The sequence below is a fragment of the Thermoplasmatales archaeon genome, from assembly GCA_026127925.1.
Classification (GTDB): domain Archaea; phylum Thermoplasmatota; class Thermoplasmata; order Thermoplasmatales; family Thermoplasmataceae; genus JAKAYB01.
Map to the genome: position 1 here is coordinate 126901 of JAJSLM010000001.1, position 13522 is coordinate 140422.

General features: G+C 42.3%; 11 protein-coding genes. 10 read left to right on the forward strand and 1 reads right to left on the reverse strand.

Annotation, left to right across the window (positions count from 1 at the left end; genetic code table 11):
* Nucleotides 1-15: 15 nt before the first annotated feature.
* Nucleotides 16-1578 carry an aldehyde dehydrogenase family protein gene (locus tag LVQ96_00660; GenBank protein ID MCW6169668.1) on the forward strand — a complete coding sequence of 521 codons (1563 nt, stop codon included), beginning with the start codon at nucleotides 16-18 and terminating at the stop codon, nucleotides 1576-1578.
* On the opposite strand, the gene LVQ96_00665 is transcribed toward LVQ96_00660, so the two are convergent.
* The gene (locus tag LVQ96_00665; GenBank protein MCW6169669.1) at nucleotides 1575-4955 is read right to left on the reverse strand and encodes a hypothetical protein; all 3381 of its coding nucleotides are present in this window, start codon (nucleotides 4953-4955) and stop codon (nucleotides 1575-1577) included. The genes LVQ96_00660 and LVQ96_00665 overlap by 4 nt on opposite strands.
* Before the next feature lie 52 nt (nucleotides 4956-5007).
* On the opposite strand from LVQ96_00665, the gene priS reads away from it, so the two are divergent.
* From priS to LVQ96_00710, 9 genes are all read left to right on the forward strand, one after another.
* Entirely contained in the window at nucleotides 5008-6165 is a 1158-nt protein-coding gene (priS, locus tag LVQ96_00670; protein MCW6169670.1) for a DNA primase catalytic subunit PriS, read from the forward strand.
* A 67-nt stretch (nucleotides 6166-6232) separates the two neighbouring features.
* Nucleotides 6233-6652 (forward strand): rubrerythrin family protein, encoded by a 420-nt coding sequence (locus tag LVQ96_00675; protein MCW6169671.1) that lies wholly within the window; start codon nucleotides 6233-6235, stop codon nucleotides 6650-6652.
* 5 nt (nucleotides 6653-6657) lie between these two features.
* On the forward strand, nucleotides 6658-7233 hold the full coding sequence (locus LVQ96_00680; protein MCW6169672.1) for a DUF3501 family protein: 576 nt from the start codon (nucleotides 6658-6660) through the stop codon (nucleotides 7231-7233).
* A 71-nt stretch (nucleotides 7234-7304) separates the two neighbouring features.
* A complete protein-coding gene (locus tag LVQ96_00685) occupies nucleotides 7305-8444 on the forward strand; it encodes an acyl-CoA dehydrogenase family protein (GenBank protein ID MCW6169673.1) in 1140 nt (379 codons plus the stop codon).
* Nucleotides 8444-9265 (forward strand): DUF72 domain-containing protein, encoded by an 822-nt coding sequence (locus LVQ96_00690; protein MCW6169674.1) that lies wholly within the window; start codon nucleotides 8444-8446, stop codon nucleotides 9263-9265. Before LVQ96_00685 ends, LVQ96_00690 begins: the two co-directional genes overlap by 1 nt.
* Before the next feature lie 23 nt (nucleotides 9266-9288).
* Entirely contained in the window at nucleotides 9289-10539 is a 1251-nt protein-coding gene (gene gatD, locus LVQ96_00695) for a Glu-tRNA(Gln) amidotransferase subunit GatD (protein ID MCW6169675.1), read from the forward strand.
* On the forward strand, nucleotides 10536-12350 hold the full coding sequence (gene gatE / locus LVQ96_00700; protein ID MCW6169676.1) for a Glu-tRNA(Gln) amidotransferase subunit GatE: 1815 nt from the start codon (nucleotides 10536-10538) through the stop codon (nucleotides 12348-12350). Before gatD ends, gatE begins: the two co-directional genes overlap by 4 nt.
* A gap of 270 nt (nucleotides 12351-12620) precedes the next feature.
* Nucleotides 12621-13058, forward strand: coding sequence for an NADH-quinone oxidoreductase subunit A (ndhC, locus tag LVQ96_00705; GenBank protein ID MCW6169677.1), 438 nt, complete (start codon nucleotides 12621-12623; stop codon nucleotides 13056-13058).
* Entirely contained in the window at nucleotides 13055-13519 is a 465-nt protein-coding gene (locus LVQ96_00710) for an NADH-quinone oxidoreductase subunit B (protein ID MCW6169678.1), read from the forward strand. Before ndhC ends, LVQ96_00710 begins: the two co-directional genes overlap by 4 nt.
* Nucleotides 13520-13522: the final 3 nt, after the last annotated feature.

The following is a 13522-nucleotide window of genomic DNA, read 5'->3' on the forward strand; positions in this document are numbered from 1 at the left end:
ACGCTAACGGAATTCATGGTTAGTGAAAATTTTCTTAGGCTAAAAGAAAGCGTTTTTGATGAACTCGGAATAAAAATATCGAATTCTGGAATATTTGTAGGAAAATGGATCCCATTGGACGGTCACGACACAATAGAATCAAGGAGTCCCATCAATGGCGAACTTCTTTCCAAGGTTTCAGTGGCCAATAGAAAAGATTACGATCAGATGATGTCTTTTTCAGAAAAGGTGTTCAAGGAATGGCGTGAAATACCCGCTCCCAAAAGGGGAGAAATTATTATGTCCGTTGGAAAGGCGATCCAGGATAAAAAGAAAGCACTTGGTGCTATGGTTACTATGGAAGCCGGCAAAATAAAGTCTGAAGGCGAGGGAGAGATCCAGGAGATGATCGACGTGTCTTATTTTGCTACAGGAATATCAAGACAGTTATACGGCCTTACCATGGCAAGTGAGCGGCCCGATCATATGCTGTTTGAGCAATGGAATCCACTTGGAATGGTAGGCGTGATTACCTCGTTCAACTTTCCTGCATCGGTGTGGTCATGGAATGCTTTCATAGCGGCTGTTGCGGGGGATAGCGTTGTTTGGAAACCGTCATCAAAGGCATGTCTTACTGCTATAGCAGTTTCGCGTGTGGTATCGGAAGCACTTTCAGATGCTGGTTCCCCACCTATATTCTCTTTGCTGGTGAGCAGGGGATCAGATGGCGGGGAATGGATATCTAGAGATCCAAGAATTCCATTGGTATCATTTACTGGGTCCACTGATGTTGGGCGGAATCTTTACGGTAAGGTTGCATCCAGGTTGGGGAGGGTCATTCTTGAACTTGGGGGAAACAATGGTGTAATTGTCTCTGACAAATGTAACCTTGATCTTGCCATCAAAGGAATATCTTTTGGTTCCTTGGGAACAGCTGGACAGAGATGCACTACCACCAGGAGAGCAATAGTTCATGAAAAAATTTACGATGAGTTTGTATCAAAATTGAAACGCGTTTATTCGAGCGTAAAGATCGGGGATCCCTCGTCTGATGATGTTATAGTTGGTCCCCTGATCGATAGGACTGCCGAGAAGAACTTTCTCAATGCCGTGGAAAAAGCTAAATCAGAAGGAGGAAACGTTGTCTATGGCGGAACTAGGGCCGATATTCAAGGTCTGGAAAATGGAAATTATGTTGTTCCGGCAATAATCGAAGCAAATGAAAACATGGAAATAGTTAAGAAGGAAACATTTGCTCCAATACTTTATGTAATGAAATACAGAGATTTTGACGAGGCGTTAAGGATACATAACTCGGTACCGCAGGGTCTCTCTTCTGCTATATTCACGAACGACATAAATGAAGAGGGACGCTTTCTTTCACCGCGCGGATCTGATTGCGGTCTTATAAACATAAACACAAGCACATCTGGAGCCGAAATTGGTGGCGCCTTCGGTGGTGAGAAGGATACCGGTCTCGGTAGAGAGAGTGGAAGCGATTCATGGAAATATTACATGCGGAGACAAACTGTAACCAGGAACTACGGAAAAACAATACCCCTATCACAGGGCGTAGTTTTCAATGCAGACGAGCGTTAAATTTCTATCTCATCTTTTTTCTTTTTATGCTTGCCAAATATGTACACTGCAACCCCGATATAACCTATAATTGCTGCATATATTAGTAAAGTGACACCCAGCCAAAGGAAATTAGAATAGTTCAGTTTTACAATCTGGCTTTCATAAAATACTCCGTTTGCCAACCTAAGAACGACAACAACATAATAGGTATGTCCCGGAAGAATCCCGCTAACATAAGTGGATCCGGTATTGTTAGATTGGAAGTTGATTATTCTCTCCCCACTTGTAAACGAAGGGTTGTTTGCAATATACAACTGGTAAGCTTCAAAGCCAGAACCTTTGTATGTAGACCATGATAGGTATGAAAAATAAAACATGAACGGTATGTCCGATAATATCCTAATCTTGAATATGTTGACTAATGATACATTGAGAGGTATAAGATCTATGTTAAGTAAGGTATTCGAAACTATTGTCACGTTCTTTTTGAATGGAACATACATCGATTCGTGTGCCGTGACGTTGTATGCTCCGGGCTTGTAAAAGATTATATAATATCCGGTGGAATTAGAATAGGACATGATGGTATTGTTAAGTGATACGTTCACTCCATTTATCCCAAAATTAAACAAACTATCCGTTACATTACCGTGCAGTTCCACCCAGCTTGAATTCGTAGGTTCCAGCACAGCGGTTTTTGATATATTTATTCCTGGGTAAAGAGTGGTATTCCAGTAAAATTTATGAAAGCCAGGATAACTAGCTGTAATATTGAAGTTCTTGATCGGTTTTACATGCTCATAGTAATAGCCGTCAATACCCTTTATGGTTGTCCCGTTGAAAGTTATGTTTCCCCCGGAAGGCGAAACGAATAGGGAAACATTTATGTTGTTGGGGGACAATGTAATGTTAATGCTTTTTCCCGTAACGTTTTCCTGAAAGTTTGCAAAACCAAATGTACTAATGGAAATATTATTCTTGACATTGGATAATGTTGGTATCGATTCTTTGGACAAATATGATACGTGATTAAGATAGTCTATAACAACTGAAGAGTTGAATTTGTTGTAATAACTCAAACCACTCGAGATGTTTAAGACAGAACTTGTTACGTTTGGGATAAATACGGTTCTGTAAGCGATCATTTTGCTGGACAGGCCGCTGGTAATGTTTACTGATATATTGTAATAACCAGAGGCTGAAAAACTTATATTTCCGCTGGATTGTTTGATTCCATCCCGATACCATACAACACTGTTTGAACTTGGTGGTGACAGGGAAAAGATGCCTGTTACCGGATCTGAGAAATTCAAATAATACTGTATGGACTGTGAGGTCGAAACCGGTCCTTTTACGCTCTGGTTAACGCCATAAAAGAAATTTACGCCAGAGCTCGAATTACTCCAATTAACGGTGCTGTTATAATCCCTGAGATAGGAAAAATAAGTATTTTGTTCCACTGCAGAACTAACGGCCGTTCCATTAACAAATTCCGATATATGAGAGAAACTAACCCGGGTTAAGAACGTTAAGTTTGTACCGGATCCTTGCTGCCATACTCCAACAGATGGATTCGCATAACCTGAAAAAGAAAGGAATACGGGCAAGGTCGCGGTAAAGCTCTGATTGAGATACTTTGCTATAATCACGCCTTGTGTATAGTTAACGGAAAGAGTTGCGTATATTGAGGCGCTGTTAACTAATCTATACGTTTTGTAAACGTGACTATACGTAACGTTTCCATTTCGCAACATTAATTCTAACGATTGAGTATCGTTTGATACTGCCAGTCCAAAAAGAGCATAGTTTGTTGAATTATTGTAAAGTCCGACAAAACCAAACGTGGTACCGTTGCCGAGCAGGTAAGATCGGGCTCCGAAATTAATAGTGGCCTCTATTCCAGTGGCATTATAACTTTTTCCAAGGAATCTAACAACGTTTCCGTAGCCTTCTAAAATTTTCGAAGATATGTTTACCAGGTTCGATACGATCGGAGTACCGAGACCAGTAACCGGATTCCATCCAGGGGTCACGTCGTAATATCCATTATTTCCTGGAGGAAGAATCTGTGTGAACGAGTAATTATAATATTTCGTTCGCGCAATCTGATACAGTAAGGGGTTAGCTGAACCAAAATTTACACCGCTCTTTTCCTTTATTAGTGCAGTAACTGCTGCCCATATTGGCGTAGCAACGCTTGTTCCACCTATGGCTCTTGGCAATCCCTGAGATATGATATACACTGGAGAGTATGTACTCGCAATCATCGATACGTCCGGAACACCGCGGTAGTTTCCGGAAAACCCAGCAGCAACTTCCCATGACTGGTTACTGAAATACTGGCTGTAACCACCACCACTTCCAAAAGTATTCGTGCCTCCGTTACTGCCTCCCCAAGCAGTCTGTTTCCAAACACCGTTGCTGTTGTATAAGTAAGTTCCGCCAACGCCAGTTACGTACGGATCAGATGCAGGGAAATTAACCGTCAGCTGGCTTTGGCCATCGTAGGCCCCGCTATCACCGGACGCCGCCAGTACAGTCATATTTTCGGCTGCTGCTTGTTGATATATCTTTGAGTAAAGTTGGGTTGTTTGATTACCCAGAAGGCTTTCCGCTATCCCCCAACTCAGGGACAATATATTAGCGAGCTTATTATCGACAGCATAACTCACAGCGCCTTGCAGGGCGTCGGAAGTAGCATTTGGTGCTACAACTAAAACTATATTGGCTCCAGGGGCCATAGCATGCGCCCACTCTACATCGGTTGCAGTCTCAAGTGCCCAACTTGAATTAGTTACGATGGGAACGTTGTTGTTTGCATAATCTATCGTTAGGTTTATCGGCGCAATTTTGTTAACGGAATCAAAGGCGTATACATCGTATCTTATGTTCGGATCTCCATAGGCATCGACAATGCCAATTGTGATTCCTTTTCCTGTAATTCCATGATTGTACAGCCAGTTAAAATCATAGGCGCTAGCTACTGTTCTCGGGCCATATGAAGCAGGAACAAGATTGCCCTGGACATTCTGTGCGGCGCAAATCATCGGGCTCATCACCTGATTGTTTCCTAAAGACCATGAAAGACCTTGTATATTTGATAGATCGCTCTTGAATGCCGGAACCTTATTTTGGGGAACATTTACGGATAAAAGCGATCCTAACGTACTACTCGTGATGCCGAGGCTATCAAGAATGGATTGTACCTGGTCATTCTGCTGTGAATTCTTTCCAAGATAGATTATGAAAACTGTTGAATTTGATGCAACTCCTGAGGCGGACTCCCCAAAATTATGGATAACCTGGCCAGAACTCAGCTCTGGGGCGATGATGACAATGGATGAAAATATCATTATCAAGACGACAGATAGGACTGTTATACGACGAATGAACATCAATTGGGCATTTAAAAAAGGCTATTAATAACTTATGTCCTACACCCATGCATTGTTCGGTAAAAGTGATTCGGATCTAAAGCTTCAAAATTTATTCCAAAAATACTATTCGAACTGGTCTATGCCCGCAGTCGATAAGCTTCAATCCAGGGAGATCGGTTTTATTCCATTCTTCGGAACTATGACACGACACAGATCATTCAATGACGTACGAGAGCTCTCTCACTTTGTTTCAAATGTTGTTCCTAGACACATATACTATTCTTCTGCGTACTATGAATATCCAGAAGAACGTGTTATGAAAGACAAAAAATGGCTTGGGGCGGAGCTTATATTCGATCTTGATGCAGATCACATACCTGGTGCTTCCAAGATGACGTATGAAGAAATTTTAAGAGAAGTGAAGAAGCACACTCATAGACTCATTTTTGAATTTCTTCTAGGAGACATTGGGCTGGAAGAAAAAGACCTGAAGGTATTCTTCTCTGGCGGGAGGGGATACCACGTGCATGTTGTGAGGGACTGGATCTATTCCCTCAGTTCCGATGCTAGGCGCGAGATTGCAAACTATGTTAGAGGCGAAGGTTTTTCTCCGATTGACGTAAGGAGAGCCATGCTAGAAATTCCGAGTAAAATGACTGGGTGGAAAAAAAGAATAGATGACCAGGTTGTAAATTTCTACACAGTTCTGAATAAAAATGATCAATACGCAGAAATTCTCTTGAAGACTTTTGGCGGTGAGAAAAAAATTTCAAGTTATATGGAAAATTTGAACAAGATCGTAGCAGGAAAGAACGTCAAAAAAATTGAAGTATTCAGAACAGGAGGGGGCGAGAAATACAAGTATATGGATAACAACGATCAATTGGTGTTTTCAAAAATAATGGAATCTGTGATCAGTGATCATCAATGTGAGATAGACGAACCTGTAACTACAGACATTCACAGGCTCATTCGAATGCCTCAAAGCCTGCATGGAAAGAGTGGATTGATTGTGAAGCCAATTCATCTGGATGAATTTGATAATTTTGATCCCCTAATTGATGCTAGAGTACAGGAATTCTCATACCAAGAGCTGACAGTGGACCTTCCAAGGGATTTTAGTATGAGCTTTGGAGGTGTAAAATATAAACTGTCTGCAGGGTTGAATAAATTGCCTGGAGATTTTTCAGTTTTTCTTGTCGCAACGAAGATAGCTAGTTTTGTATAATTATTAATTAAGAATGACTATCATAAGCTTATTATAAGTTGAGGTAATGACATATTGGTGTTATAAAATGGAACTGAAAAATAGCAAAACACTGGAGAATTTGAAAGCGGGTTTCGCTGGCGAATCACAGGCAAACAGGAGATACATGTATTTTGCGCAGAAGGCCGATGAGGAAGGTTACCAGGAAATAGCCGCAACGTTCAGGACAACTGCAGATGGAGAGACTGCTCATGCGTTTGGTCACATGAAATACCTTGCCAAGGTAGGAGATCCAGTTACAGGGGAGCCCATAGGAACAACAGAGGAAAATCTCAAGTCTGCGATTGCAGGGGAAACTTACGAATATAGCCAGATGTACCCCGGTTTTGCAAAGGTCGCCAGAGAAGAGGGATTTGAGGATATAGCCCACTGGTTTGAAGTTCTTACAAAAGCGGAGAAGTCCCACGCGAAGAAGTATCAGGAAACTCTTGAAGCAATGTCAAAGTGAGTTTCATGACAACAAATGAGATCTATCGTTCCGAGATAGCTCTCCCAATCGACTACGAAAGAGTACGTGAGGAAGAGAATCGCAAAGCGATCAGCATAGAGAAACGGAGACGAGTTTCCACAAGAACATTCAGTTTTCTCTTCGAGTCAAGAGACCTTGTAAAGAACCAGATTCAGGAAATGGTCTACCTGGAGAATATGAGGACAAATGAAGGGATAAGCGATCTCATAGAAACATATGCCGATCTTCTTCCAACAGAAAGGACCCTCAGTGTCTCGATGTTCATTGAATTCGAGTCAGAATTACAGATGATGCGCCTCATGAAGGAACTCACAGGCGTGGAGGATCAGGTTTACCTTGTTTTTGACGGAACCGAAGTTAAGGCTACGCCAGAACTCGGTCGTTCCACGGATACATTGGAAGCCACGTTGCAGTACTTGAAGTTTCATTTCGATAACGATGCCTTGGAAAAGTTCAAGAGCTGCAATAGGTGTACAATAGAAGTTAGAAGAAAGAACTATGAAGAAATAGGAAAGTTGCCAGACAATCTATTTGCTCAACTCAAAAGTGAGTTAAGGTAATTTAATCATATCCAAAATTTTTTTGAAATACAATAGGACAAAATTATCTAATAGGTTTCGCATTACATTTTATGATTGAAGCTTCGTTGACAGATGATGAAAAAGATGTTTTGGAATATGTTAAAGAATTTGCGCAAAAGGAAGTCAAGCCACTGGCAAGGGATATAGACAGAAACAAAGAAGTTCCAAGGAAGATTATAGATAGAATGGCAGAGTTAGGGCTGTTTTCAAGCACTATACCCAAGAAATATGGTGGTTCCGGACTCAGTTTTAGCTTTTTTGTAAGAGTCATGGAGGAGCTTTCCAAGGCGTGTGCAAGCACAGCACTGGTCCTTGACGGTGCAATTACACTATTTGCGGATCCAGTTAATCGTTTTGGCAGTGAGACCCTCAAACAGAAGTATCTTACGCGTGTAGCAAGGGGGGAAATAGGGGGTTTGGCTATAACCGAACCAGGTGCAGGCAGCGATGCAGCATCGATAAGAACAACGGCCAGGAAAGAAGGGAGCAATTATATTATTAATGGAGATAAAATTTTCATTTCCAATGGAAGGCTTGCCAGATTCTTTGTTGTTGATGCCGTAACCGCGCCTGGGAAAGGGCACAGAGGAATATCGACATTTGTTGTCGATGCAGGCACACCAGGTTTTCTCATAAGCAGGGACATAGAAAAACTTGGTATCAGAGGAAGCAGCACAGTGGAGCTGGAGTTTCATGACGTATCGATACCTGAAGAGAATCTGCTCGGGAAGGAAAATGAGGGTTTTCATGTTATAATGGAAACTCTGGATACGGGTAGGATAGGAATAGCAGCGCAGGCACTGGGAATAGCAGAAGTGGCTTTTGATGAAGCGGCGGATTACATAAAACAGAGAAAGCAATTCGGCACGGAGATATCCAACTTTGAAGGTATTCAGTTTATGATTGCGGATATGGTTACAAAGATAGATTCGGCAAAACTTCTTACATATAAAGCTGCAGAGATGTTCGATCGTGGGGAGAATGCTGTGAAAATCTCCTCTGAGGCAAAATTGTATGCATCGGACATGGCAATGAAGATCACCACCGATTGTCTTCAGCTTTTTGGCGGTTACGGTTATACCACGGACATGGATGCAGAACGGCACATGAGGGATGCTAAGATAACTCAAATTTATGAAGGGACGAACCAGATCCAGAGAGTTATCATTGCTAGGGAGGCATTAAAATAATGATTTATCTGGGCTGTTCAGGGTGGAACTATGAGGACTGGAGAGGAAGTTTTTATCCACGAGGCACTGTAGACCAGCTAAAATACTATTCAAAGGTCTTCGACACCGTTGAGGTTAACTCTACATTCTACAGGGACTTTAAACCCGAAACTCTCAAGTCATGGATCTCCCGCGTAAGGGAGAATCCGAGATTCAAGTTTACGCTGAAATTGCCGCAGAAAATATCACACGAGGACATCTTCAACTCTACTCAGGCAGCCATATCTGACCTCTCCGACTTTCTAGAGTCCGAGGTTTCAATCTTTCAGGAAATGAACGCTATGGGTGTGGTTCTTTTTCAGATTCCACCGCATTTTACTAAAGGTCTTGAATCCATTCTGATCGATATCCTTTCTCATGTTGATACTTATAAGACAAAATTCTTCGTTGAATTCAGAAATAAAGCCCTGTACAACGACATGCAGGTCAGAAATAAGTTGAATCAAATTAATGTAGGTGTTGTGCGTATTGATAGTCCCGATATATTGGTCAACGATTTTCGCGAAGATAATTTTGGAGACGTATATTTTCGTTTTCATGGACGAAACAAGGCTGATTGGTTTTCTCCCGTTCAGTTGGGCCAGGGAAAATACAATTATCGTTACACTAAGGAAGAACTTTCTGACCTGTCATTGACGGTTAAGGAAAGCATAGGGTTTAAAGATGAAATATTCATATATTTTAACAACCACCCAAATGGAAGTGCACCTGTTAACGCATTGGAGATGTCGGAAATGCTTAATCTAAGTACTGGCATTACTGGGAGGCGCCTGGAAGTGTAGTTATTCTCTTGAATGGTGAACCTATGGTAAAAAACAAACATAATTCTGTAATTCGATTGAGATTTACGTATAAAGGCTCCGAATTCGAAGGTGTTCTCATATCGGAAGACCAAGAAACTTATCTTGTAAAGCTAAGCAACGGGTATAACTTAACAATACCCAGGGATTCGGTCAACATTCTGGAGAGGCGCGAGCTAAACGGGCCCGAAGAAATCGGATCCGGAAAGATCCTCTCTGGGAAAGGTAAGAAAGTAACTCTCATAGGCAGCGGGGGAACAATTGCGAGCCGTGTGGACTACTCTACAGGGGCTGTTAAGCCTGTTTATGGCACGGAATTCCTTCATGGAAACATCTCGAATTTTGAGCATTTTGAGTTGGAGTTAAAGGTGCTTCCTCCGGTATTCAGCGAAGATATGACACCTGTTAACTGGCAAAACATAGCTCGTTCTGTATATGACGGCCTCAAGAATAGTGATGGGGTCGTCGTCATGCACGGAACAGACACCATGGCTTACACAGCAAGTGCGCTCGCATTCATGTTCGAAAAACAGTCCGGCCCGATAATATTCACAGGATCGCAGAGAAGTTCTGACAGACCAAGCAGCGACGCGTTCCTTAACATAGAGGGCTCACTGGAGTTCGCGTCAACGGATCTGGGCGAAGTTTGTATAGCTATGCATGAAGGGCTTTCTGACACGACAATTAACCTGCTTAGGGGCGTTAGGACAAGAAAGATGCATTCTTCGAGAAGGGATGCATTCAAATCTATTGGCTACCCCGAATTGGCAGAATATTCAAATGGAAAAATAAAATTTAAAGATGCATATAGGAAAACGGATGACAAGAACGAGCTTAAGGACAAGCTTGAATCCAGAGTCTCGTTAATTTATTTTAACCCTATTCTTACCAATGAAGACTTTGAAACGCTTGCCATGAATAAACGTGCAGTTGTGCTGGCAGGTACCGGTCTTGGGCATGTTTCAAACAGATTTGTCCCTATCATACGTCAACTTTCCAAAAGTGGTATAAAATTCTACATGACCACACAGTGCATATACGGCAGCGTGAACATGAACGTGTACTCAACGGGTAGAGAACTTAGGTCGGCAGGTGTGATTCCGTTAGGAAATATGCTTTCTGAAGTGGCTCTTGTAAAGAGCATGTTTGTTTTTGCAAATTATGATTCCGAAGAAGTAGACAGGAAGATGAAAGAAAACCTTAGAGGCGAGATCATGGATCGTGAAGTTCCTTTCGGTAGTGGTGAGGCGGCTTGAGCAATGAAGTGAAGCAAAAAATCGGCCTTGAGGTTCACATACAGCTTCAGGGTAAAAAATTGTTCTGCACCTGTGCCACCGAATCCTCTTATGAGCTGGAAAAGGTTGTTGAAAGGAACCTAAGACTATCCTCTGGTGAGACGGGTAAATTTGACCAGGCCGCAATGTACGAGACCCAGCGCTCGCGCGGTTTTATTTACCACCTTCATGGAAACAACTGCCTCGTTGACGTAGACGAGGAACCTCCGCATAATGTAAACAGCAACGCATTAAAACGCTCAATAGCCCTCTCTATGTCTCTTAACTGTTCGATTGTAGACTATGCGACATTCATGAGGAAGATCGTAATAGACGGATCAAACACAACTGGATTTCAAAGAACTGCAATCATAGGATTTGGTGGTTCCGTCGAAACGTCTAGAGGCAAGGTACGGATCTCCACGGTTTGCCTCGAGGAGGATGCTGCTCGTAAACTGAGCGATAACGTTGGAGCGGCCACTTATTCGCTCGAGCGTCTAGGTGTACCCCTGGTTGAAATATCAACTGAGCCGGATATAGTCAATGCTGCTCATGCTATTGAGACAGCCGAAAAAATAGGAAAGCTTGCGTTATTGTCTGGATGGGCCAGAAAAGGTGCAGAAGCGATTAGGCAGGATGTAAATTTCTCATCAGGGTTCGGGAGAGTTGAGATTAAAGGGGTTCAGAAGATTTCACTTATTGAATCCTGCCTGAACTATGAAAGTCGTAGACATTCAACACTGGCAGAAATCTCGCCAAAAATAAAATCAGGTTTTAATCCCGAAAGGATACAGTTCATAGACGTTACTGAAATATTCAAAGATACAAAATCGAAAGTTATCCTCTCAGGATTGCATTCCGGAAGCAAGGTGTATGCAACAGTTCTCACGGCAATGAAAGGATATCTGAAGAATGGTAATTATAGACTTGGTGCTGAAATAGCCGATGTAACTCGTTTGTATGGTGCAGGAGGGATAATGCACTCCGATGAACTCCCCGGTTACGGTGTGGAAAAAGAGATAGCACCAATTATCTCAATCTTGAAGCCGAACAAAGACGATGCGTTTGCTATCCTAGTTTGCGGAGAAGAAAAAATACAGGTTATCACCAAAGAAATACGGAGCAGAATCTCCAGGATTCTTAATCTTGACCTTTCCGAGACCAGATTCGTGGACGATAACGGAAGCACGCACTATCTCAGGCCTCTTCCAGGGCGCGAAAGGATGTACCCAGAAACGGATGTTGCAGTCGTGCCGATCGGCAATGACATACTTGAACAGTGTAAGAAAATTATTCCGAAAGACGAGGAGGAGATGGTTGCAAGTCTCACGGAAGCTTACGCAATTTCAAGGCAGGATGCCGCTTCCATCATAAACAAGGGCTTGACCGGTTCTTTTGAAAAACTTGCAGAACTTACGGGGGATGCACGGTTGTCATCTCGAATTCTCAACCAACTTTTCCATGAGATACTTAAGAAGACCTCATCACGCGTTTTGCCTGATGTTCTTGTTGACGCTGCAGAAACGTGTCTCTCAGTTGGAATTGTTCCATCTGGACTTGAAAAGGCACTCTTAAGGCATTTTGTTGATGGGGTAAGTTTCATAAATCTTTCACTTATGCCGGATCTCCAGACATTGAGTCATGATGAGCTGGAGAAGATCATAAAAGATCTAATCCGCGATGAAAATAGCGTAACAATGGCGAATCTTATCCCAAGAATAAAAGCAAGAGAAAACCGCATATTCGATCCTAAAGATGCTATCAATATCTTCAAGGAACTATCTCAGAAATAGTTCCGTCAGGCATGATATTATGGGTGGTTAGGTCAAGCATTGATCATACCCAAAGAGTAAGATTCGAAAGCAATTTAGAACTTTGCAAAAGGAAGAATGACGAATTCCAAAAAAACGGGCTTTGTCGTTGGAATGACTGTGAATGTTGGAAGGTTTTCGGAATTGAGAAAAAAATATCTGATGTTCGAATTGGCATGCGTGGAGCCATTAGGAACACGCGTCTAATTGATAATAAATAATACTTAAATAGATTCCAACTATACTGAAAAGATGTTGGACGGCTACATCCCTTTACTCATCGTCCTTGTGCTTTTGATTGCAGGGATGATTGGTCTCTTTAGTGTTCTACCGTCTCTTAGCGAAGGACGGTATAAGAGGTCCAAAGGTGTTTCGTTAAAAATTGATGACATAGTTTCTTCTATGGTGAAGGAAAAAGGTCCAGATGTCAAGGACGGGGCGTATCTGGAGACTTATGAATCCGGTGAGGTGGCACGCGGTGATATTGGGAAGTTTGTCACCGTACAATATTTCGTAATAATACTCCTGTTTGTTGTTTTTGATATCGACATTGTACTGCTTTTTCCGTGGGCAATGGATTTCAAAGCCCTAGGGATTTTGCCGTTTATTGAAACGCTGGTTTTCCTTGCTATGCCATTATTCGTCGTTCTATACGCATTCAAAGAAGGTTATATGAGGTGGATGAAATGAAGACGGGAGAAACAGGAATCCTCACGACCACTCTAGAAAAGGCGCTTGAGTGGGGGCGAAGCAATTCGCTCTGGCCACTTACCTTCGGATTGGCTTGTTGTGCAATAGAAATGATGGCTATTCAAGCTTCTGACCTGGATATCTCTCGATTTGGCAGTGAAATATTCAGGAATTCGCCAAGACAGTCCGACCTTATGATTGTATCCGGAACCGTAACAAAAAAGATGGCTCCGCGAGTTAGGAGGCTATATGACGAAATGCCTTATCCTAAGTATGTTATCGCTCAGGGGGTTTGTGTAATACAGGGTGGACCATATAATCAGGGGTACTCTGTTGTTCTTGGTGTTGACAAGGTAATACCTGTGGATGTTTATGTTCCTGGATGCCCTCCGACTCCGGAAGCGCTCACCCATGGCCTTATACTGCTGCAGAAGAAGATCAGGCACGAGACGGACAGGTGATTT

Excerpts from the sequence above, each read along its gene's own strand:
- LVQ96_00675 (MCW6169671.1), top strand. The coding sequence starts at position 6,233 with ATGGAACTGAAAAATAGCAAAACACTGGAGAATTTGAAAGCGGGTTTC.
- LVQ96_00665 (MCW6169669.1), bottom strand. The coding sequence starts at position 4,955 with ATGTTCATTCGTCGTATAACAGTCCTATCTGTCGTCTTGATAATGATA.
- LVQ96_00660 (MCW6169668.1), top strand. The coding sequence starts at position 16 with ATGGTTAGTGAAAATTTTCTTAGGCTAAAAGAAAGCGTTTTTGATGAA.
- LVQ96_00690 (MCW6169674.1), top strand. The coding sequence starts at position 8,444 with ATGATTTATCTGGGCTGTTCAGGGTGGAACTATGAGGACTGGAGAGGA.
- gatD (MCW6169675.1), top strand. The coding sequence starts at position 9,289 with ATGGTAAAAAACAAACATAATTCTGTAATTCGATTGAGATTTACGTAT.
- LVQ96_00710 (MCW6169678.1), top strand. The coding sequence starts at position 13,055 with ATGAAGACGGGAGAAACAGGAATCCTCACGACCACTCTAGAAAAGGCG.
- LVQ96_00685 (MCW6169673.1), top strand. The coding sequence starts at position 7,305 with ATGATTGAAGCTTCGTTGACAGATGATGAAAAAGATGTTTTGGAATAT.
- LVQ96_00680 (MCW6169672.1), top strand. The coding sequence starts at position 6,658 with ATGACAACAAATGAGATCTATCGTTCCGAGATAGCTCTCCCAATCGAC.
- ndhC (MCW6169677.1), top strand. The coding sequence starts at position 12,621 with ATGTTGGACGGCTACATCCCTTTACTCATCGTCCTTGTGCTTTTGATT.